The following is a 21,004-nucleotide window of genomic DNA, read 5'->3' as shown; positions in this document are numbered from 1 at the left end:
CAAAACGAAGGCGGCGGGACTGAAAGCCCCGCCGCCTGAAGCCTGGATCCCCAGGATGGTTTACGACAGCAGCCTTATTCGGCGGCGGCCTGCAGTTCGAGCCGCCCCACGCGGGCCGCGCAGAACTTGAACTCCGGAATCTTCCCGAAGGGGTCGAGCTGCGGGTTGGTGAGGAAGTTGGCCGGCGCCTCGGTGAAGCAGAAGGGCATGAAGATCATGCCTTCGGTCACGTCCCGGTCGGCGCGGAGAATCGGCTCCACCCGGCCGCGGCGTGTTTCCACCGCGACCCGCTCGCCAGCGGTGAGGCCCATGCGGCCGATGTCGCGCGGGTGCATGCAGACGATCTCCACGCCCTCCTGGCCGTCGAGGATGCCGGCGCGTCGGGTCATCGCCCCGGTGTGCCAGTGTTCCAGCAGACGGCCGGTGGTGAGCACCAGCGGGAAGTCCGCGTCGGGCAGTTCGGCGGGCGGCACGAGGTCGGTCGGCACGATGCGGGCGCGGCCGTCGGCGGTGGGGAAGCCGTCGCCGAAGATGATCTCGTTGCCCGGCTTGTCCGGCGCGTCGGCCGGGTACGTCACGGAGCCTTCGCGCTCGATGCGCTCCCAGGTGATGTTGTCCAGCGACGGCATCACCGAGGCCATCTCGTTGAACACCTCAGCGACGGAGCCGTAGGTCCAGCCGCAGCCGAGGCGGTTGGCGATCTCCATGATGAGGTCGAGGTCCTGGCGCGCGTTGCCCGGCGGCGGCACCACCTGCCGGCCAATCTGCACCTGACGGTTGGTGTTGGTGTAGGTGCCGAGCTTCTCGCCGTGGGCGGAGGCGGGCAGAACCACGTCGGCGTGCCAGGCGGTCTCGGTCAGGAAGATGTCCTGCACGACGAGGTGTTCCAGCATGGCGAGGGCCGCGCGGGCGTGGTGCTGGTCCGGATCCGACATGGCCGGATTCTCGCCCTGCACGTACATGCCCTTGATCTTGCCGTCGTGGATGGCGTCCATGATCTCCACGACCGTCAGGCCGCGGTTCTGGTCGAGCGGACGGCCCCAGAGATCCTCGAAGCCGAGGCGGACGGTCTCGTCAGAGACGAGCTTGTAATCCGGGAACATCATCGGGATGAGGCCGGCGTCGGAGGCGCCCTGCACGTTGTTCTGGCCGCGCAGCGGATGGAGGCCCGTGCCCTCGCGGCCCACGTGGCCGGTGATGAGGGCGAGCGCGATCAGGCAGCGGGTGTTGTCCGTGCCGTGCACGTGCTGGGAAACGCCCATGCCCCAGAAGATGATGGAGCGTTCGGCCTTGGCGTAGGTGCGCGCCACCTCGCGGATGGTGTCCGCCGGGATGCCGCAGACCTTTTCCATCTCCTCGGGCGAGAAGTCCTTGATCTTCTTCTTCAGGGACTCGAAGCCGTCGACGTTCGCCTGGATGTACTGGGCGTCGGTGAGGCCTTCTTCGATGATCGTGTGGATCATGGCGTTGAGGAGCGCCACGTCGCGGCCCGGCGTGAACTTCAGGCCGTAGGCGGCGTGCCGCATCAGGCCCTGGCCGCGCGGATCCATGACGATCAGCTTGGCACCGCGCTTGGCGGCCTGCTTCAGGTAGGTGGCGGCGACCGGGTGGTTCTGCTCCGGACGGGCGCCGATGACGATGATGCAGTCCGACGTGTCGGCGGCCGTGAACGGCGCCGTCACCGCGCCGGAGCCGATGCCCTCGATGAGGGCGGCCACCGACGAGGCGTGGCAGAGGCGGGTGCAGTGGTCCACGTTGTTGGTGCCGAAGCCCTGTCGCACGAGTTTCTGGAAGAGATAGGCCTCCTCGTTGGAGCCCTTGGCCGAGCCGAAGCCGGCCAGCGCGTTGCCGCCATCCCGGTCGCGCACGGTGGCAAGGCCGCGGGCGGCGACGTCAAGGGCCTCCTCCCAGGTCGCCTCGCGGAAAACCTCCCACGGGTTGCCCGGATCCATGTGGATGTGGGCGTCCTTGGCCACGCCCTCCTTGCGGATCAGCGGCACGGTGAGGCGGTGCGGATGGAAGATGTAGTCGTAGCCGAAGCGGCCCTTCACGCAGAGCCGGTTCTCGTTGGCCGGGCCGTCGCGGCCGTCCACCTGGACGATCTTGTCGTCCTTGACGGACACCTTGGTCAGGCAGCCGACGCCGCAATAGGGGCAGACGCTGTCGACGGTGCGGTCGGGCACCACGGTGCGCTTCTTGCCGGCGGCGTCCATCAGGCTCTTCTCGAAGAGCGCGCCGGTCGGGCAGGCCTGGACGCACTCGCCACAGGCGACGCACGAGGAGTTGCCCATCGGGTCGTCGAAGTCGAACACCGGGACGGCGTGGCCGCCGCGATAGCCCATGCCGATGACGTCGTTCACCTGGACCTCGCGGCAGGCACGCACGCAAAGGCCGCAGGAGATGCAGGCGTCGAGGTTCACCGCCATCGCCGGGTGGGAGATGTCGTGGGTGCCGTGCTCCTTCTTGGGGAGCCGGCCGATCTCGATGTCCATCCGGTCCGCCCAGGACCAGAAGCTCGACATCGGGTCCGGCGCCTCCTCCTTCGGCGGCTGGTCGGTCGCCAGCATCTCGAACACCATCTCGCGCGCCTTCACGGCGCGGTGGGACTCCGTGGAGACCTCCATGCCGGGCGTCGGGGTGCGGATGCAGGAGGCCGCGAGCACGCGCTCGCCCTTGATGTCCACCATGCAGGCGCGGCAGTTGCCGTCGGGCCGATAGCCGGGCGCCGGGGAGTAGCAGAGGTGCGGGATCTCGGTGCCGCACCGCTGCGCCACCTGCCAGATCGTTTCACCGGGCTCGGCCACCACATCGCGGCCATCGAGCTTGAACGAAACGGTGTCGGTCATGACTTCACCTTGGCGAGGTCGTCGTGAAAGAAGGTGAGGAGATGATTCACGGGATTGGGCGCCGCCTGGCCGAGGCCGCAGATGGAGGCGTCCCGCATGACCTGCATCACGTCGACCATGGCGTTCTCGTCATGGTGGCGGGACTTCAGGAGGGACACGAGCTTCTCCGTGCCGGAGCGGCAGGGCGTGCACTGGCCGCAGCTCTCGTGCTTGAAGAAGTCGATGAGGTTGAGGGCGACGTCCTTGATGTTGTCCTGGTCGGACAGCACCACGACCGCGTGGCTGCCGACGAAGGCGCCGTGGCCGGCCAGACCGCCGCCGAAGTCGAGCGGCACGTCGCCGAGCTTGGCCGGCAGGATGCCGCCGGACGCACCGCCCGGCAGGTAGGCCTTGAAGGTGTGACCCTCGGCCATGCCGCCGCAATAGTCGTCGATGAGCTGGTGCATGGTGATGCCGGCGGGCGCGATCTTGACGCCCGGCTCCTTCACCCGGCCGGACACCGACCAGGAGCGGAAGCCCTTGGACCCGTGGAGGCCCTGACTGGAGAACCAGTCGACGCCCTTCTCCACGATGTCGCGCACCCAGAAGAGGGTTTCCACATTGTGGTTGAGGGTCGGACGGCCGAAGAGACCCACCTCGGCGATGTAGGGCGGCCGGTGGCGCGGCAGGCCGCGCTTGCCCTCGATCGATTCGAGCATGGCGCTCTCTTCGCCGCAGATGTAGGCGCCGGCGCCGCGGCGCAGTTCCAGGCCGGTGTGGTCGGCAAGCCCCGCCGCCGTCACCGCCGCGAACTCGCGGGCGAGGATTTCGAGCACGGTCGGGTACTCGTCGCGCATATACATGTAGATGCGCTCGCAGCCGACCGCCCAGGCGGCGATCAGCGCGCCCTCGATCATGCGGTGCGGGTCGCGCTCGAGATGGAAGCGGTCCTTGAAGGTGCCGGGCTCGCCCTCGTCGCCGTTGATCGACATCAGGCGCGGACCCGGATAGCCCTTCACGATCGACCATTTGCGGCCCGACGGGAAGCCGGCGCCGCCAAGGCCGCGCAGGCCTGAATCCGACAGGAGGCCGATGATCTCGTCCGGCGTGCGCTCGCCCCTCAGGCAGCTTTCCAGGAGCTGGTAGCCGCCGGCCGCCCGATAGGTGCCGAAATCCACGTAGGCGGGCAGTTCCGGCGCGGTGCGGCCCTCGGCAAGGAGCCCGCCGATACCATCGGGGGTGACGTGACCGACCGCGTTGCGGCCGACGATGGCCGCCGGCGCTTCGGCGCAGCGGCCGATGCAGGGCGCGCGCACCACGCGGACGGCCGCCGGATCGACGCGGTCCTGCAGGGCGGCGATCACCTGTTCGGCGCCGGCCATCATGCAGGAGAGGCTGTCGCAGACGCGCACGGTGATCGGCGCGGGCGAGGCGTCGCCTTCCTTCACGATGTCGAAGTGGTGGTAGAAGCTCGCGACCTCGTAGACCTCCGCCTGGGCGAGGCGCATCTCCTCGGCGAGCGCGCGCAGATGACGGGCGTGCAGGCAGCCGTAGTGGTCCTGGATCTTGTGCAGGTGCTCGATCAGGAGATCGCGCCGACGCGGCGCATCACCCAGGAGCTGCCGGACTTCGGCAATCGAAACGTCGTCGACCTGACGTCCCTTCGGTGATGCCACGTCGCGGATCATGGGGCGCGACTTTTCGGCGAATTTGACGGTCAAGGCTGGCCTCGGTCACATGCTTGCTTGTTGCGCCGGAGAGTAACACCGAAATGGTGCACCTGCACAAGCGGACGAACTGTCACCCGGACCGATATTCCGAATGATCTCATTGAGATTGCCTATGTTGCGATAGCATTTCTCTTTGTTTGCACTGCACCATGGCGTGCTTTTCTAGTGAAACCGTCGCTATGGGGACTTGAAAACAAAAACGGAGCGGCCGTGATGAACACGGCCGCTCCGGTTTTCGCGAACTGTTAATCTTCCCTGAATTCAAGCGAGGCTTGTCTTCAGAAAGTCGATCGTCCGGCTCCAGGCGAGGTCGGCCGCCGCCTTGTCGTAGCGGGCCGCTGACGTGTCGTTGTTGAAGGCGTGGTTGACGCCGTCATAGACGTGGATCACGTGGTCGACCTCGGCGGCTTCCAGTGCGGCCCGATAGGCGTCGATGCCCTGGTTGATGCGCTCGTCGAGACCGGCGTAGTGCAGCATCATCCGCGCCTTGATGTTCGGCACCGCAGCAGCGTCCGGGGTGCGGCCGTAGTAGGCGACACCCGCCCGGAGCCGTTCCGATGCGGTGGCGAGCTGGTTCACCATGCCGCCACCCCAGCAGAAGCCGATGGCGCCGACCGCCGCCGTGGAATCCGCCCTGCCCTCCAGGTAGACCACCGTCTGGACGGCGTTCTCTAGCGTCGCCGCCGGATCGAGGGCGCCGATCATCTCGCGCGCACGGTCCTCGTCCGACGGGGTGCCGCCGACCGGCGCCAGGAAGTCGGGCGCAAGCGCCATGAAGCCTTCCAGCGCCATGCGCCGGGTGACGTCCTCGATATGGGCGTTGAGGCCGCGGTTCTCGTGGATGACGATGACGGCGGGAAGCGCCTCCGTCACGCCGGCCGGGCGCACGAGGAGCCCGCTCATCTGGCCGGACCCGCCCGCCCAGTCGACCCGCTCGCTGACGAGGCGCGCGTCGTCGGCGGCCACCATGGCGGCACGCGCCTGATTGGCCTCCAGGAGCGGCACGGCAGCGACGGCGGCGGCGGTGGACCCGGCGGCCTTGGTCAGCTTCTCCAGGAAGCCCCGGCGGTCGAGGGTGAGGTGGGTGTACTCGTCGTAAAGGCGGATCATTTCCTGCGTGATGGTGACGCGCTCGGCCATGTCGGACTCCCTTTGGTTTCCCCCGCCGTCACATTGCAGAAAATCCATGACGACGAACCGGGGGTCACGGGAGTTTGATCAGGCGCCCGGGATCGGCTCTCCGGCGTCGCGACGCCTGGATGGGCCGGCGGTCAGAGGCCGGCGAGACGGGCGGCGGCGTTCAGTTCGGCGCGGCGGTAGGCCCGGCGCGTGGCGGCCTCGTCGTCCTCGCCCCAGAGCTCCACGTTCCAGTCCTCGTCCACGTGGGCGGCGTCCCAGGCCTCCTGCGGCGTGACCCGCCGCTCCAGCACCGCGACGGCGAGGAGCACCGAGCCCATCAGCGTGGTCATGGCGTGAAGGCCGGCGAGCACGAACGGATCGCGCGGCATGGCGGCCCGGACGGAAGCCACTACGGCCTCGTCCTGCTCGACCGGCATGACGCCCTCGGCGAGGCGGAAGCGGACGGCGAAGCGATGCTCGGCCCAGGCGACCACCGGATCCCAGAGCACGGTCTGCCGGGCGGTCAGCCGCTCCGGACCATCGGCGCGGTAGAAGAGGAGGTCGGACCCTGCATAGCGGGCGATGTCGTCGGCGACCGCGTCGATCTGGTCCGCGACCCCGTCGATGGCCGAGTTGACAAGGCGGGTCAGATGCATGGTGCCGGGGTCCACATGGGTGCCCTGGTCTGCCCATTCGCGCGCGACGGCGGCGGCGAGCGCCTCCGTCGGCAGCACCAGGCCCTTGCGGGCGGGCGTCTTCACCGGCCGGCCGTCGAGGAGCACCGCGAAGCCGTCACCCTCCGGCGCCGCGGCGGCCTCGTTGTAGAAGCGCTTCGGCAGCTCCCGCGCGTTGGCCCGCCGTTCGGTGGCTGCGCGGTCGCGGTCGGCGTCGGTCGGGCCGGCGAGGTCGTCGAAGAGATCCGGCATGGATTAGCCTCCTTGAGCGAAGAGGTCGGTGACGAGGTCCGGCAGCCGCCGGAAATCGTCGATCACCGTCAGGGCCCCCGCCGCCGTCAACGCGGCAGCCGGGTGATAGCCCCACGAGACGCCGATCGAGCGGGCGCCGGCGGCCTGGGCCATCTCGATGTCGTAGGTGGTGTCGCCGATCACCAGCGTCGCGGACGGGTGGCCGCCGACCGCCGCCATGGCGTCGAGCACCATGGTGGGATCCGGCTTCGACGGCGCGTCGTCGGCGGTGCGCAGGACGACGAAATGACCGGCGAGGCCGTGCAGCGCCAGGATGGCGTCGAGCCCGCGGCGGGACTTGCCGGTGACCACGCCGAGGAGGGTGTCCGGGCGGGCGGCGAGATCCTCGATCACCGTGCGGGCGTGCGGGAACAGCGGCTCGTGGTGCTGAAGGCTCTGGCGGAGCGAGAAGAAGGCCGCCTTGTAGGCCTCCACCACCGGGTCGACCGGCAGATCCGGGTGCTCGGCGAGGAGCCGGGCAATGGCGATCGGCAGCGAGAGGCCGACGATGGAGAGCACCGCCTCGCGCGACGGCGGCACCAGACCGGCGGTCTGGAACGCCTGCGTCATGGCGGCGACGATCATCACCTGGCTGTCGACGAGGGTGCCGTCGCAGTCGAACAGCACCAGTTTGGGGGCGTTGGAAGTCATGGCGGATCACCTAGCGTTCCGAAGCCCGCCTGTCGAGCGGCGCCTGCGGCGACGGCCGGGGTTGAGCCGGGGCGGCCGAGACGCCATCCTGACGCGGGTTCAAGATGCATGACAGGACGGGAGACGCGCGGTGCGGAACGGGATGGTCTCGACGGCGGTCCTCGCCCTTGCCTCGACGCTGGCTTCGGCCGGCGCCGGCCTTGCGATCGACCTAAGCTTCGGGCGGACCAAGATCCTCCTCCTGTGGGAGGACAACGGCGGCTTCTCCGACGATGTGGCGGGGGTGGACGGCCCGATCGCGGTCATCACCGACGACGGGCGGTCGCTGCAGCTGGTGGTGGACCTCATCCTCGACGGCATCCCGAACAGCACGCTCGATCCGGCCCCGGACCTGGCGGTGACGGCGACCGGCGCGAACGGGTCCACCTTGTTCGAAGGGACGTGGCCGATCCCGGCGATCGGCGACTTCGGCACCACCATGCGGTCCTTCATCGTCGACCACGGCTGCGCCCCGGTGACGGTCGCCGCCCGGATCGAGGCGGCCGGCGCGGTGGTGGAGCGCTGGGAGCGGACGGTGGCGATCAGCTGCGCCGAATGACCGGGCGGGTCACTCCGGCGGGTCACTCCGGCGGGTCACTCGGTCGGGCGGATGAAGGCTCCGAAGGCGCGGGGGCTGGTGCCGACGGGCACCTCGTCGACCACCTCCAAGGTGGTGGTGTCGATGGAGAAGAGGACGTCCTCGTCCCAACTCGCCACCCAGACCTTGCGGCCGTCGCGGGCGGCGGCGATGCCCTCCGGAAAAGCGGGCGTGTCGAGGGTGGCGATGACCGCGCGGGATTCCAGGTCGAACACCGTCACGGTGTCGGCGTGCTGGTCGGTGACGAAGCCCCGCCCGGCCGCGAGGGCGACGCCGTAGGGCGTGTCGCCGGTCGGCACGCGGGCGATCTCCCGGCGCGCGGCAACGTCGACCACCGACACGTCGTCCGACATGACGTTGGCCGCATAGGCCGTCAGGCCATCCGCCGAGAGCGTGACGGCGAACGGATGGGTGCCGACCGGGATCGTGCCGACGACGGTCAGGGTGGCGGTGTCGATGACGGAGAGCCGGTCGTCGTCGCGGTCGCAGGAGATGAGGAGCGCGCCGTCCGGCGTCACCGCCATGCCGGCGGGCGCCCGCCCGACCGGAACGCGGCCGTTGACGGCGAGGGTCGCGGTGTCGATGGCGAGGATCTGGTTGGTGTACCAGTCGGCGACAAAGAGCCGCCGGTCGTCCGGCGACAAGACGATGCCGACCGGGCCGCCGCCGACGTCGATACGGCCGATCACCGAGCGCGCGGCGGCGTCGATGACCGTCACGGCCTTGGCGTCCGGGCTCGTCACGTAGACACGCGCGCCGTCGGCCGAGGCCACCACGCCGGCCGGCTTGCCGCCGACCGGGATGGTCGCCACCACGGTAGCCGTGTCGAGGTCCACCACGGAGACGTCGTCGCTCTGCTGGTTGGTGACGAAGGCCTCGTCCGCCCGCGCGGCGCCGACCGACGCACCCAGGAGGCCGACCGCCGCGAGAACCGCGGCGGCCGTCCGGCGCCGGTGCATCAGCTGCCGCCTTCCAGCTTCTTCTTCAGGCCGTCGAGACCGGCGTTGTAGAGGCCCGTCACGGCGCTCAGCGCGGTCTCGTCGTTGAGATCCGCCGGCGGATCGTTGTTCGGATAGCCGCGGTAGAAGGCGCCCCACCAGGTCACGGTCGAGCCGGAGCCGTTCGCCTTCACGGTGAGGCGCGACGAGTAGTTGGTGACGGGCAGGAACTTCACGTTGTCCGCGTCGGCCCGGTACATGATCATCATCTTGGCCGCGTCGAGCTTGTCGACGGTCTCGGTCAGCGTCTCGCCGTTCTCCAGCGTGATGGTGCGCTTGGAGCCGACTTCGCTGCCGGAGCCTTCCACCTTGGCGACGCCCGGCACCCAGGACAGGTCCTGAAAGTTGCTGACGGCGGCCCAGACCTTGTCGGCCGGAGCGTTGATCTCCCGGGTGATCTCCACCTTCTGGCGGGTCGGGCCGTGGGCCTCCGCCGCGATCGGCGCAAGGGCCACGATACCGGCGACGAGAGCCCCGGCGAACGCCCCAGTCAAGTGTCTCATGTATCTTCCTCCGTCCGTGCGGCCTTGTTCCGCGCCTTCCACTATCGGGCGCGGCAGGCAGGCGTCATGCCCGCCATCGCGGTCGCTCGGCGCGAATATTCTCCAGTCGACGATTGCGGCGCAAGGACGACCATTCCCGATTGACGGAAGGTCGCACCCCGGGGAAAGCAGGAAGAAGGTCCCGCCTGTCCGGCCGCCGTGTGCCGCCACGCCGCTCAATCCTCGGGAAACGATGGGTCCGCGCGCGGGTCGTTCTCGGCCTCGAAGCCGAGCAGGTTCCACGACTGCAGCATGTGGGGCGGCAGCGGCGCGGTGACGTCGATGACGCCCTTGCCGGTCGGGTGCGGGATCGTCAGCCGGCGCGCGAGGAGGTGCAGGCGATTCTGGATGCCGCCGGGGAAGGCGTAGTTCTCGATGTCGAAATAGCGCGGGTCGCCCATGATGGGGTGGCCCATGGCCTGGCAGTGGACGCGCAACTGGTGGGTGCGCCCGGTGGTGGGCTTCAGGGTCAGCCAGGCCAGCTTGCCACCCGCCTGGTCCACCGTGGAATAGTAGGTGACCGCGTGCTGGGCGTCCTTCTCCCCGTGCTTGGCGACCACCATCATGTCGCCGTCCGGACTCGGCACCCGCTTCAGATAGCTGGAGATCTTGCCTTGGGCCGGGCGCGGCTGGCCGTAGACGAGCGCCCAGTAGATCTTGCGGGCCGAGCGAGTCTGGAAGGTGCGCCCCAGGGTGGAGGCGGCGAGACGGGTGCGGGCGACGAGCAGACAGCCGGACGTTTCCCGGTCGAGCCGGTGGACGAGCCGCGGCTTCACGCCGCGCGGATCGCGGAACGCCTCCAGCATGCCGTCGATGTGGCGCGTCATGCCGGAGCCGCCCTGCACCGCAAGGCCGGCCGGCTTGTTGAAGACGAACACGTGCTCGTCCTCGTAGAGAACCAGCGCGCGCAGATAGTCCGCCTCGTTGGCGGACGGCGTCTGCTTCGGCCGGGCCATGGGCGCGCCGTTGTCGGCGGCGATGAAGGAGGCGGACGCGCCGGCCGCGTCGCCGCTCTGCAGCGGCGGCACACGGACCACCTGGCCGGCGGCGATGCGCGTGGAGGTGTCCGCCCGCTTGCCGTCGACCCGCACCTGGCCCGAGCGGATCAGCTTCTGCAGGTGGCCGAAGCCGAGGCCGGGATAGTGCTCCTTGAACCAGCGGTCGAGGCGAAGCCCGGCTTCGTCCTTGGCGACGGTGCGCAGCTCCACCCGGGGGCCGGCGGTGGGACCGTTGGTCATGTGAGTGTCCTTACGACGGCAAGGCCTGCAACGAGCCCCGCCAGAGACAAGAGAATGGATGCGGCCACGTAGGTGGCGGCGAGAAGCCCGTCGCCGCGCTCCCAGAGCGCAACGGCGTCGAGCGAGAACGACGAAAGGGTGGTGAAGCCGCCGAGGAACCCGGTCGCCACGGCAAGCCGCAGCGCCTCGGATCCGCCGAACCGGCTGGCGAGCGCCCCGACGAAGAGGCCCATCGCCAACGATCCGGCCACGTTGACCGCCAGCGTGCCCCACGGGAAGGCCGGGCCGAACAAGCGCCCCGCCGCAAGCGAGACCGCATGGCGGCAGACCGACCCGAGACCGCCGCCGACGGCGACCAGAAGAAGATGAAAGAGCGTCATGGCGCCGCCGAACGAGCTCCAGACGAGGCCGCAAGGAGCGCCGCTTACCACGACCGCGCCCACAAGGCGAGAACGATCCCGGCAGGATGATCGACGGATACCACGAATGCTGCGTATGCACAGCGCTCTATGATAGATATCGCCTATCAATCCATGCACCGGGACTTTTTCCCGCGGCGCCGGTTTTGCGCCCGTTTCGTCGTCCCTCGTACCCACGCTTTCAGAAAAAGTATATTTCATCCATAAAACTTATGAAGATTGCTAAACCGGTTTAGCCCCCTTTCAATCGGTTAAACCTATCAAGCCCATCTTTCTTTTGCACTGCAACATAGCGTATACCTTGGTCATCGGGACGGTTCGAAACCGACCTGCCAGACAAGGCCCGCAAATGGAAGTGTGCTTCCCCTTGCAGCCCGGTCCGGCAACGGCGAACCAAACCGCTCGTCGGATGAAAGCCATCCCAAGTGGACGACATCCGAACGGACGGCGCGGCAAGCAAGAGCAGATCCCGATCAGGACCAACACAACGATCCGCTCGACCTTCTATGACGAATTCATTGTTGCTGTGCTTTGCAGGCTGAGTAGCTGAGCGTTCACATAGACTGCCGTTTCGGACTGGACAGACGAAATCCTCCCTAGACCCGTCCGTTCAGTCCACCCCCGGGTGTCCGGCGCCCTCCCTCGCCGTCCACCCGACCCGACGTCCGCGGAGACCCTCCTCCCCGCCGTCGATTGGGCGCACCACCGATCCCTCCCCGGTGGTGCGCCCCTCCCTCACGGTTTTTCTGGAGCCTGACTACAATGAACACCAAGCTGATCCCCCTCGCCGCCGCCATCCTCCTCGCCGCCACCCCGATCGCCACCGTGAGCGCGGCCGACATCGGCCTTGTCGCTCCGCAGCCGTCCGTTCACGCCGCCGGCTATGGCTTCGCCTACGACTTCGGCTCCAAGCACGCTGTCGGCACCTTCGCCCGCGCCGGTGAGACCTGCAGCCTGACGCTCGTGATCTCGGATCGCGTCGGCGAGGACGACGTGCCGGTCATGGGCAGCCGCGTCCAGTTCGCCGTCGCCGCTGGCACCGGCACCAGCGTCACCAGCCCGGAGGGCCTCGGCCTTCAGGTCGATTGCTCGGCCGACGCCCGCCATGTGGTGGTGAAGCCGCTCGGCGAAGGCATTTGACCGCCAGTCTCGCCTGACAGATCGAACGGAAACCGGTCACCGCACCCCGCGGTGGCCGGTTTTTACGCTTGAGGGCCTTTGCTCCGGACGGCTGATCGATGCCAGTGCGAATCGTCGGCTTTTCCTCTTTCCGTCGACCCCCGCGTCGTGGATAGTGCGGACGGGACTCCAAGCGGTGCGGATGCGAGAGGACGGCGTGCACTTGCGAACACTCCCCCGATCCCTTAAATGCTGCGCCCGCCGATCGAGCCGACGTCCATCGACGTCCGATCGCCGAAACGGTTCGACATGAGCGAAACCCCAGGCAGCAAGGCCACGCCAGGCGCGGGCCCGTCCGCTGCGGCACCCGCCAGCCCCGACAAGTCCCACGATCACGACCACAACGGGGGACACGGGACCGGCCACGGCAAGGCGGGATTCTTCGGTCTCGCCCTTGGGTCCGTCGGCGTCGTCTATGGCGACATCGGCACGAGCCCGCTCTATGCCTTCCGTGAGGCACTGCACCACACCGCGGTCGACGGCATGGTGACGCGCAGCGAAGTCACCGGCGTCGTCTCGTTGCTCCTGTGGTCGCTGACCCTGATCGTGACCGTCAAGTACGTGCTCTTCATCCTGTTCGCCGACAACCGCGGCGAAGGCGGCACGCTGTCGCTGCTGGCGCTCGCCCAGAGCGCCATCGGCCGCCGCTCCGCCATCGTCTTCATCCTCGGCGTTCTCGGCGCCTCGCTGTTCTACGGCGACGCGGTCATCACGCCGGCCATCTCCGTGCTGTCCGCGGTGGAAGGCCTGAAGCTGGTCGCGCCCGGCCTCGACGACCTGATCGTGCCGCTGACGATCGTGATCATCGTGACGCTGTTTGCGGTGCAGAGCTTCGGCACCGGCAAGGTGGCGGCGCTGTTCGGCCCCATCACGGCCTTCTGGTTCCTGTGCCTTGCGGTCTCCGGCGCGATCCACGTAGGCGACGACCCGGCCATCCTGCACGCGCTCAACCCCTACTCGGCGATCTCCTTCATCGTCGACCACGGGCTTCTCGCCCTCGTGGTGCTCGGCTCCGTCTTCCTGGCGGTGACCGGCGCCGAGGCGCTCTACGCCGACATGGGCCACTTCGGCCGCAAGCCGATCCAGGCTGCCTGGCTGCTGCTCGTGTTTCCGGCGCTGACGCTCAATTATCTCGGCCAGGGCGCGCTGGTGCTCGCTCATCCCGAAGCGATCGAGAACCCCTTCTTCCTGCTCGTGCCCGAGTGGGCGCGGCTGCCCTACGTGATCCTGGCCACCGTGGCCACCATCATCGCCAGCCAGGCGGTGATCACCGGCGCCTATTCGCTGACGCAGCAGGCGGTGCAGCTCGGGCTTCTGCCGCGCCTGGAGAGCCGGCACACCTCCGAGACGCAGGCCGGCCAGATCTACATGCCGCGGGTGAACTGGCTGCTTCTCGGCGGCGTGCTCATCCTGGTGGTGTTCTTCCAGTCGTCCAGCGCCCTTGCGTCGGCCTACGGCATCTCGGTGACCGGCGAGATGGTGATGACCTCGCTGCTCGCCTTCATCGTGGTCTGGAAGGCCTGGCGTCGGCCGCTCTGGATGGCGGTCGCCCTGGTGGCGCCCTTCCTTGCCATCGAGTTGATCTTCCTCGGCGCCAACCTCCTGAAGGTCATGGACGGCGGCTACTTCCCGCTGCTGCTCGCCACCTTCATCACCATCTCCATGTGGACCTGGGTGCGCGGCACCCGCATCGTCTACGAGAAGTCGCACCGGGAGAGCGTGCCGCTGGCGGAACTGGTGCGGATGCTGGAGAAGTCCCATCCGGTGCGCGTGCCCGGCACCGCGGTCTTCCTGACCTCCGATCCGGAGATCGCGCCGAGCGCCTTGATGCACAACCTGAAGCACAATACGGTGCTGCACGCCAAGAACGTGGTGCTGACGGTGCGAGTCTCGACCGCGCCGCGCGTCAGCGAGGCCGAGCGGGTGAAGATCGACCCGCTCAACGAGGACTTCACCCGTGTGACCTTGACCTTCGGCTATGTGGAGACGCCGAACGTGCCGAAGGCGCTGGCGCTCTGCCGAAAACAGGGGCTGAAGTTCGACATCATGTCGACCAGCTTCTTCCTGAACCGGCGGTCGTTCCGGGCATCGCCGCAATCCGGCATGCCCATCTGGCAGGACCGCCTCTTCATCGCCCTCACCCGGATGGCGGCGAACGCCACCGACTTCTACCGCATCCCGTCCAACCGGGTGGTGGAACTCGGCCAGCAGTTCACGGTGTGACGGGTCGGCCGCACTCTTTCGATCGGGGTGCGCCCATGGTAGTTTCTGCGACACGAGGGAGGTGAGACGACCTTCATCCGGTGGAGGCCGGGCCTATGGCCCGACCCCCGTTCCCTTAGAAGCTGATCTTCAGGTGCAGGTGGCAGCCATACAGCCTGATGACCAGACTAAGCCGGATCTTCAATCGTCTCACCTCCTCTCGGCATGCGTCGATCGGATCGATCGACGCTTCCATGAAGCACCCTCCGCGCAGGCGTTGTAAAAACATGGAACATAGCGCATGAGTTGAGCCGACAGCGAATGGCTTAGTCGGCCTCTTGCGTTCGGACGACGGCTCGGCCAAACCCATGTCCATGCTGACGATCACCGACCTCACCTACCGCATTGCAGGGCGCATGCTCATCGATAAGGCCTCCGTGGTGATCCACGACGGGGCGAAGGTCGGGCTCGTGGGCCGCAACGGCACGGGGAAGACGACGCTCTTCGGGTTGATTGCGGGGGATATCTCGCCGGAGAGCGGCTCGGTCGAGTTGAAGCGGGCGATGAAGCTCGGGCGGGTGGCGCAGGAGGCACCCGGGACGGAGCAGAGCCTGCTCGACTTCGTCCTCGCCGCGGACACGGAGCGGTTGTCCTTGCTGGCGGAGGCGGAGACGGCGACGGACCCGCACCGGATCGCCGAGATCCAGATCCGGCTCGCCGACATCGGCGCCCATTCGGCGGAGGCGCGGGCGGCGACGATCCTGGCGGGATTGGGGTTCGACGCGGCGGATCAGCTGCGGCCGTGCAAGGATTTCTCCGGCGGCTGGCGCATGCGGGTCGCCCTCGCGGCGGTTCTCTTTGCCGAACCCGACCTGCTGCTCCTGGACGAGCCGACCAACTATCTCGATCTGGAGGGCACGGTCTGGCTGCAGACCTATGTGCAGAAATATCCGCACACGGTGCTGCTGATCAGCCACGACCGCGATCTGCTCGACACCGCCGTCGACCACATCTGCCACCTGGACCAGCAGCGGCTGACGCTCTGGCGTGGCGGCTATTCCAGCTTCGCGCGGCAGCGGCGGGAGAAGATGCTGCTGCAGGAGAAGGCGCGCGAGAAGCAGGAGGCCCGGCGCAAGCACCTGCAATCCTTCGTGGATCGCTTCAAGGCCAAGGCCTCCAAGGCGACCCAGGCGCAGTCTCGCGTGAAGATGCTGGAGCGGATGGAACTGATCGACGCGGTCGTGGAAGACCACGTGGAGCCCATCACCTTCCCGCCGCCGCGCGCCAAGATCGCCCCGCCCATCCTGGTGTTCGACCGGCTCGCGGTCGGCTACGACCCGGCCAAGCCCGTGCTCCGGAACCTGAATTTGCGGATCGACGACGACGACCGGATCGCTCTCCTCGGCAAGAACGGCAACGGCAAGTCGACGCTGGCCAAGCTGATCGCCGGCCGGCTGGAGCCGTTCGGCGGCGAGGTGACCCGGGCGACCAAGATCGAGATCGCCTATTTCGCCCAGCACCAGCTCGACGAACTGCGGCCGGCGGAGAGCGCGGTGGAGCATGTGCGGCGGCTGATGCCGGACCAGCCGGAGGCGAAGGTGCGGTCGCGCGTGGCGCGAATGGGGCTGGAGACGGCCAAGATGGACACGCCTGCGCGCGAGCTTTCCGGCGGCGAGAAGGCCCGGCTGCTCTTGGGCCTGGCCACCTTCCACGGGCCTAACCTGTTGATTCTGGACGAGCCGACCAACCATCTGGACATCGACAGCCGCGAAAGCCTGATCGAGGCGCTGAACACCTTCGACGGGGCGGTGATCCTGATCAGCCATGATCGCCACTTGGTGGAGGCGACCGCCGACCGCCTGTGGCTGGTGGCGGACGGACAGGTGCGGCCGTTCGACGGGGACATGAACGACTATACCCGCTACGTGCTCTCCGGCCCGGACGGCGGGCGCAGCGAGGCCAGGTCCGGCGACCGGCTGACCAACGCGGACCGGCGCCGGATGGCGGCCGAGAAACGCGCCCAGCTGGCCCCGCTTCGCAAACAGATTCAAGCGGTTGAGAACCGGATGGAGACGCTCCGCAAGACCGTCGCCAAGCTCGACGGGGCGCTGGCCGACCCGGATCTCTTTACGAAGGATCCGGCCAAGGGCGCGAAGCTCTCCAAGGAAAGGGCCGACGCCCTCAAGGCCATCGACGCCGCCGAAGAGGAGTGGCTGGAGCTTTCCGGCACCTACGAGGCAGCCGAACTGGAAGCCGGCTGACCGTTCCGGTTGTGGTCGCCGACCGTCGGACGGGGATCGGTCACCCGGATCAGGGTTCCCTCACAGGTTGTATCGGCGTGCGCTACAGGGCGTATCTTGTCGCGATTTGGCGCCGCTTGGTGCCGCCTTGTAGGCATGATGTCGCCGCATGTAGCGTGCTTGTCGTCCGTCTGTAGCCAGTCTGTAGCCGGCCAATGCGCTTTTCGAAGGCTTGGAGCGGCTCACGGGCTTGGACAGCGAAAATCAAACCCGATATACGCACGAAAATTTCGCCGTCGTCCCTTCCACGGTCCGACGACTCCCACCGCCCTAGCCACCGCCGAGGACACACCATGCCGGCCTACCGCTCCCGCACCACCACCCACGGCCGCAACATGGCCGGGGCCCGCGGCCTCTGGCGCGCGACGGGCATGAAGGACGAGGACTTCGGCAAGCCGATCATCGCGGTGGTGAACTCCTTCACCCAGTTCGTGCCTGGCCATGTGCACCTGAAGGACCTCGGCCAGCTGGTCGCCCGGGAGATCGAGAAGGCCGGTGGCGTCGCCAAGGAGTTCAACACCATCGCGGTGGACGACGGCATCGCCATGGGCCACGACGGGATGCTCTACTCCCTGCCCTCGCGCGACCTGATCGCCGACAGCGTGGAGTACATGGTCAACGCCCATTGCGCCGACGCGATGGTGTGCATCTCCAACTGCGACAAGATCACCCCCGGCATGCTGATGGCGGCCATGCGGCTGAACATCCCGGCGGTGTTCGTCTCGGGCGGCCCGATGGAAGCCGGCAAGGTGGTGCTCGGCGACAAGCTGAAGAAGCTCGACCTGGTGGACGCCATGGTGGCGGCGGCCGACGAGGCCATGTCCGACGAGGACGTGAAGACGATCGAGCGCTCGGCCTGCCCGACCTGCGGCTCCTGTTCGGGCATGTTCACCGCCAACTCGATGAACTGCCTGACCGAGGCGCTCGGCCTGTCGCTGCCCGGCAACGGCTCCACCCTCGCCACCCACGCCGACCGCAAGCGCCTGTTCGTGGAGGCCGGTCACCTGGTGGTGGACCTCGCCAAGCGCTATTACGAGCAGGACGACGCCTCCGTGCTGCCGCGCTCGATCGCCAACTTCAAGGCGTTCGAGAACGCCATGACGCTCGACATCGCCATGGGCGGCTCCACCAACACGGTGCTGCACCTGTTGGCCGCCGCCTTCGAGGCGGGCGTCGACTTCACCATGAAGGACATCGACCGGCTGTCCCGCCGGGTGCCGGTGCTCTGCAAGGTCGCCCCGTCGGTCGCCAACGTCCACATGGAGGACGTGCACCGGGCCGGCGGCATCATGTCCATCCTCGGCGAACTGGAGAAGGCCGGCCTCGTGCACGCCGACTGCGGCACCGTGCACGCCGCCACCCTGAAGGACGCCATCGACCGCTGGGACATCACCCGCACCCGTTCGGAAAGCGTGCGCGCCTTCTACAGCGCCGCGCCCGGCGGCGTGCCGACCCAGGTGGCGTTCAGCCAGGCGAACCGCTGGGAGGAGCTGGACACGGACCGGGCGGGCGGCACCATCCGCTCGGCCGAGCACGCCTTCTCCAAGGACGGTGGCCTCGCGGTACTCTACGGCAACCTCGCCGAGGAGGGCTGCATCGTGAAGACGGCGGGCGTCGACGCCAGCATCCTCACGTTCAACGGGCCGGCGCGCATCTTCGAAAGCCAGGACGCGGCCGTGAAGGCCATCCTCTCCAACGAGATCAAGGCCGGCGACGTGGTGCTGATCCGCTACGAGGGCCCGAAGGGCGGCCCCGGCATGCAGGAGATGCTCTATCCGACCAGCTACCTGAAGTCGAAGGGGCTCGGCAAGGCGTGCGCGCTCGTGACCGACGGCCGCTTCTCCGGCGGCACCTCCGGGCTTTCGATCGGCCACGTCTCGCCGGAAGCGGCGGAAGGCGGGCTGATCGGCCTCGTGGAGGAAGGCGACCCGATCGTCATCGACATCCCGAACCGGGTGATCCGGGTGGACGTGTCGGACGCGGTGTTCGCCGAACGCCGCGCCGCCATGACGGCGAAGGGCAAGGCGGCCTGGAAGCCGGCCGACGCCCGCCCCCGCAAGATCACCCCTGCCCTCCGCGCCTACGCGGCGATGACGACCAGCGCCGCGCGAGGGGCGATCCGGGACGTGGGGCAGATCGAGGACTGAGGGGGGCGGGTCAGAATGCGTGGGTGGTCCGCCTTCGCGGACCATGACGCGCGATGTGAATCGGGCGGGCGTCCGGTGGCCGGGTGCGCTCACCATTTCCGCCCGCTCTGCCTTCGTCATGGTCCGGTTCAGCCGGACCAGCCACGCATTCTCACTCAAGTGCCGAGGCCTGATCCGAAATGCGTGGGTGGTCCGCCTTCGCGGACCATGACGATCGGGGTGGTTCGGGTGGGAGGCCGGGGCGCGGGCCGGTGCGCCGGTTGCGCCCCTTTCCACCCCGTTTTTCATCCTCTCCGTCATCGTCATGGTCCGGTTCAGCCGGACCAGCCACGCATTATCACACAAGTGCCGATGCCCGACCCCAAAGCGTGGGTGGTCCGCCTGCGCGGACCATGACGGGCGGGGTGGAGCGGGTGGGCGGTCGCGCGGTTGGGGGACTGCCCTAGTCGGTCAGGTCGAGGTCGGCGAGGCGGAGGGTGAAGGCGGGGGCTTGGGTTGGGCGGATGAGGTGGTCGGCGTGCCAGGGGGTGATGTCGGCGTAGCCATCCGGGCCGGGATGCCGGTGGACGTGGACGATGCTCGATCCGGCGTCGATGACCCAGAGCTCGGGAACGCCGAAGGCGGCGTAGATGCGGGCCTTGCGGCCGAGATCGTAGGCGAGCGAGGAGACGCCGATCTCGACGGCGAGGAGAACGGCCGGGCCGTTCAGTCCCTTGAAGCCGACCGCTATGGGGAAGAGGATGATGTCCGGCACGAGAAAGGTCTCGTTCGACAACCGCAGGATCGTTTCGACCCCGATCCGTATTGTCGATGGCCGAACGGCGTGGAACCGCTCCAGGATGGCGCTCTTCAGGACCTCATGCTGATTGCCTTGAGGCGATATCGGGATGAGTTCCCCTTCGACGAGCTCGACGCGCTCGCCCTCCTCGATCAGGCCGACCTCGACCATGCGCTCCACCTCCGCGACCGTGAAGGCGCGGCGGGGCAGTCCGTCGGCGGCGATGATGCTTCGGATGTTCATGGGGAAGAGGATAGCATGGCCGGGCGGGGATTGAAGGCCGAACCGGGGCGGAGGCCGGCCGCCGGTGGGTGGGGACGAGCGGGCCGGCGGGCGGCGCGCGGGCTTGACCGGGGGCGCGGCAGGCGGTCTGGTGCGGGCTCGGTTGATCGCAAGGAGACGGCATCGTGACCCTGACACTTTATGGCGTGGCGCGGTCGCGCGCGGCGCGGGTGATGTGGACCTGCCTGGAACTCGATGTGCCGTACGAGCACGTGCCGGTGATCCAGGCCCGGCGGCTGGCCGACCCGATGGCGCCGGACGCGCCGATGAACACGCGGACGCCGGCCTATCTGGCGATCAACCCGGCCGGGCAGATCCCGGCGGCGGTGCTGGACGGCGTGGTGCTGACGGAAAGTCTCGCCATCTGCCTGGCTCTCGCCCGGAAGCACGGCGGGCCGCTGGCGCCGAAGGATCTCGCCGAAGAGGCGCTGACCTTGAACTGGATGCTGTGGGCGGCGACTCAGTGCGAGGCGCCGGCAGTGGTGATCGTGCTCAACGTGGCCGATGCGGGGGACGGGTCCGGCGACCGGGCGGCGGTGGCGGCGGCCAAGATGGCGCTGCGGCCGCGGCTGGAGCAGCTGGACGCGGCGCTGGCCGCGAGCGGCGGCTGGCTGGTGGGGGGACGCTTCACGATCGCCGACCTGATCGTCGCAGAGGTGACGCGCTACGCGCAGCCGGCGCCCGACCTGTTCGCGGGGCTGCCGGCGCTGCAGGCGTGGCTGGGGGCGTGCCAGGGGCGGCCGGCGTTCCAGGCGATGTGGGCGCTGCGGATGGCGGAGCCGGCGTGAGGGGGCGGGGGTGATGGGGCGGGGGTGATGGGGTGGGGGCGCCGGTCGTGCGCGACAGGTTCCCCAGCCCCTCCATCGTCATGGTCCGGTTCAGCCGGACCAGCCACGCTTTCTCCCAGGCGGGACGGTGGCCAATGCGTGGGTGGTCCGGCTGCGCGGACCATGACGATCGGCGGAGCTCTTGACGGGCGAGAACTTTCGATC

Annotated in this window: 16 protein-coding genes; 6 read left to right on the top strand and 10 right to left on the bottom strand. The window is 68.3% G+C overall.

Annotated elements, in window-relative coordinates:
- Positions 1-74: 74 nt before the first annotated feature.
- The 5 genes from fdhF to BUQ68_RS08735 form a co-directional block, all read right to left on the bottom strand.
- Positions 75-2,846 carry a formate dehydrogenase subunit alpha gene (gene fdhF / locus BUQ68_RS08755; RefSeq protein WP_075215583.1) on the bottom strand — a complete coding sequence of 924 codons (2,772 nt, stop codon included), beginning with the start codon at positions 2,844-2,846 and terminating at the stop codon, positions 75-77.
- Entirely contained in the window at positions 2,843-4,513 is a 1,671-nt protein-coding gene (locus tag BUQ68_RS08750; RefSeq protein WP_075215821.1) for an NAD(P)H-dependent oxidoreductase subunit E, read from the bottom strand. Before BUQ68_RS08750 ends, fdhF begins: the two co-directional genes overlap by 4 nt.
- A 303-nt stretch (positions 4,514-4,816) precedes the next feature.
- The gene (locus tag BUQ68_RS08745; protein ID WP_075215582.1) at positions 4,817-5,695 is read right to left on the bottom strand and encodes a dienelactone hydrolase family protein; all 879 of its coding nucleotides are present in this window, start codon (positions 5,693-5,695) and stop codon (positions 4,817-4,819) included.
- A gap of 131 nt (positions 5,696-5,826) precedes the next feature.
- Positions 5,827-6,600, bottom strand: coding sequence for an ATP12 family chaperone protein (locus BUQ68_RS08740; RefSeq protein ID WP_075215581.1), 774 nt, complete (start codon positions 6,598-6,600; stop codon positions 5,827-5,829).
- Positions 6,601-6,603: 3 nt separating this feature from the next.
- Positions 6,604-7,290 carry an HAD-IA family hydrolase gene (locus BUQ68_RS08735; RefSeq protein WP_075215580.1) on the bottom strand — a complete coding sequence of 229 codons (687 nt, stop codon included), beginning with the start codon at positions 7,288-7,290 and terminating at the stop codon, positions 6,604-6,606.
- 142 nt (positions 7,291-7,432) lie between these two features.
- Between BUQ68_RS08735 and BUQ68_RS08730 the strand changes: the two genes are divergently transcribed.
- Entirely contained in the window at positions 7,433-7,888 is a 456-nt protein-coding gene (locus tag BUQ68_RS08730; RefSeq protein WP_075215579.1) for a hypothetical protein, read from the top strand.
- A gap of 35 nt (positions 7,889-7,923) precedes the next feature.
- Here the strand turns inward: BUQ68_RS08730 and BUQ68_RS08725 are convergent, their stop codons facing one another.
- From BUQ68_RS08725 to crcB, 4 genes are all read right to left on the bottom strand, one after another.
- Positions 7,924-8,886: a YVTN family beta-propeller repeat protein gene (locus BUQ68_RS08725; RefSeq protein WP_075215578.1), complete on the bottom strand. Its 963-nt coding sequence runs from the start codon at positions 8,884-8,886 to the stop codon at positions 7,924-7,926.
- On the bottom strand, positions 8,886-9,428 hold the full coding sequence (locus BUQ68_RS08720) for an SRPBCC family protein (protein ID WP_075215577.1): 543 nt from the start codon (positions 9,426-9,428) through the stop codon (positions 8,886-8,888). Before BUQ68_RS08720 ends, BUQ68_RS08725 begins: the two co-directional genes overlap by 1 nt.
- 215 nt (positions 9,429-9,643) lie before the next feature.
- A complete protein-coding gene (locus BUQ68_RS08715; protein WP_075215576.1) occupies positions 9,644-10,705 on the bottom strand; it encodes an RluA family pseudouridine synthase in 1,062 nt (353 codons plus the stop codon).
- Positions 10,702-11,085, bottom strand: coding sequence for a fluoride efflux transporter CrcB (gene crcB / locus BUQ68_RS08710; protein ID WP_075215575.1), 384 nt, complete (start codon positions 11,083-11,085; stop codon positions 10,702-10,704). Before crcB ends, BUQ68_RS08715 begins: the two co-directional genes overlap by 4 nt.
- Before the next feature lie 801 nt (positions 11,086-11,886).
- Between crcB and BUQ68_RS08705 the strand changes: the two genes are divergently transcribed.
- The 4 genes from BUQ68_RS08705 to ilvD all read left to right on the top strand — a co-directional run bounded on the left by BUQ68_RS08705 (position 11,887) and on the right by ilvD (position 18,952).
- Positions 11,887-12,264 (top strand): hypothetical protein, encoded by a 378-nt coding sequence (locus BUQ68_RS08705; protein WP_075215574.1) that lies wholly within the window; start codon positions 11,887-11,889, stop codon positions 12,262-12,264.
- 288 nt (positions 12,265-12,552) lie between these two features.
- A complete protein-coding gene (locus BUQ68_RS08700) occupies positions 12,553-14,526 on the top strand; it encodes a potassium transporter Kup (protein ID WP_075215820.1) in 1,974 nt (657 codons plus the stop codon).
- Between the two features lie 353 nt (positions 14,527-14,879).
- Positions 14,880-16,766: an ABC-F family ATP-binding cassette domain-containing protein gene (locus BUQ68_RS08695; protein WP_075215819.1), complete on the top strand. Its 1,887-nt coding sequence runs from the start codon at positions 14,880-14,882 to the stop codon at positions 16,764-16,766.
- Positions 16,767-17,098: 332 nt separating this feature from the next.
- Positions 17,099-18,952 carry a dihydroxy-acid dehydratase gene (gene ilvD, locus BUQ68_RS08690; RefSeq protein ID WP_075215573.1) on the top strand — a complete coding sequence of 618 codons (1,854 nt, stop codon included), beginning with the start codon at positions 17,099-17,101 and terminating at the stop codon, positions 18,950-18,952.
- A gap of 442 nt (positions 18,953-19,394) precedes the next feature.
- Here the strand turns inward: ilvD and BUQ68_RS08685 are convergent, their stop codons facing one another.
- Positions 19,395-19,973, bottom strand: coding sequence for a Uma2 family endonuclease (locus BUQ68_RS08685; protein WP_075215572.1), 579 nt, complete (start codon positions 19,971-19,973; stop codon positions 19,395-19,397).
- A gap of 164 nt (positions 19,974-20,137) precedes the next feature.
- On the opposite strand from BUQ68_RS08685, the gene BUQ68_RS08680 reads away from it, so the two are divergent.
- Complete coding sequence (locus BUQ68_RS08680; protein WP_075215571.1) at positions 20,138-20,800, top strand: glutathione S-transferase family protein; 663 nt, start codon at positions 20,138-20,140, stop codon at positions 20,798-20,800.
- Positions 20,801-21,004: the final 204 nt, after the last annotated feature.

Origin of the sequence: Mongoliimonas terrestris (assembly GCF_001927285.1) — a bacterium.
In the GTDB taxonomy this organism is placed as follows: domain Bacteria; phylum Pseudomonadota; class Alphaproteobacteria; order Rhizobiales; family Pleomorphomonadaceae; genus Chthonobacter; species Chthonobacter terrestris.
This window is presented reverse-complemented; position numbering and strand designations above follow the sequence as displayed.

Coding starts and splice junctions, on each gene's coding strand:
- BUQ68_RS08740 (WP_075215581.1), bottom strand. CDS start 6,600: ATGCCGGATCTCTTCGACGACCTCGCCGGCCCGACCGACGCCGACCGC.
- BUQ68_RS08750 (WP_075215821.1), bottom strand. CDS start 4,513: ATGATCCGCGACGTGGCATCACCGAAGGGACGTCAGGTCGACGACGTT.
- BUQ68_RS08720 (WP_075215577.1), bottom strand. CDS start 9,428: ATGAGACACTTGACTGGGGCGTTCGCCGGGGCTCTCGTCGCCGGTATC.
- BUQ68_RS08685 (WP_075215572.1), bottom strand. CDS start 19,973: ATGAACATCCGAAGCATCATCGCCGCCGACGGACTGCCCCGCCGCGCC.
- BUQ68_RS08730 (WP_075215579.1), top strand. CDS start 7,433: ATGGTCTCGACGGCGGTCCTCGCCCTTGCCTCGACGCTGGCTTCGGCC.
- BUQ68_RS08705 (WP_075215574.1), top strand. CDS start 11,887: ATGAACACCAAGCTGATCCCCCTCGCCGCCGCCATCCTCCTCGCCGCC.
- BUQ68_RS08745 (WP_075215582.1), bottom strand. CDS start 5,695: ATGGCCGAGCGCGTCACCATCACGCAGGAAATGATCCGCCTTTACGAC.
- fdhF (WP_075215583.1), bottom strand. CDS start 2,846: ATGACCGACACCGTTTCGTTCAAGCTCGATGGCCGCGATGTGGTGGCC.
- BUQ68_RS08735 (WP_075215580.1), bottom strand. CDS start 7,290: ATGACTTCCAACGCCCCCAAACTGGTGCTGTTCGACTGCGACGGCACC.
- BUQ68_RS08700 (WP_075215820.1), top strand. CDS start 12,553: ATGAGCGAAACCCCAGGCAGCAAGGCCACGCCAGGCGCGGGCCCGTCC.
- BUQ68_RS08725 (WP_075215578.1), bottom strand. CDS start 8,886: ATGCACCGGCGCCGGACGGCCGCCGCGGTTCTCGCGGCGGTCGGCCTC.
- crcB (WP_075215575.1), bottom strand. CDS start 11,085: ATGACGCTCTTTCATCTTCTTCTGGTCGCCGTCGGCGGCGGTCTCGGG.
- BUQ68_RS08695 (WP_075215819.1), top strand. CDS start 14,880: ATGCTGACGATCACCGACCTCACCTACCGCATTGCAGGGCGCATGCTC.
- ilvD (WP_075215573.1), top strand. CDS start 17,099: ATGCCGGCCTACCGCTCCCGCACCACCACCCACGGCCGCAACATGGCC.
- BUQ68_RS08715 (WP_075215576.1), bottom strand. CDS start 10,705: ATGACCAACGGTCCCACCGCCGGCCCCCGGGTGGAGCTGCGCACCGTC.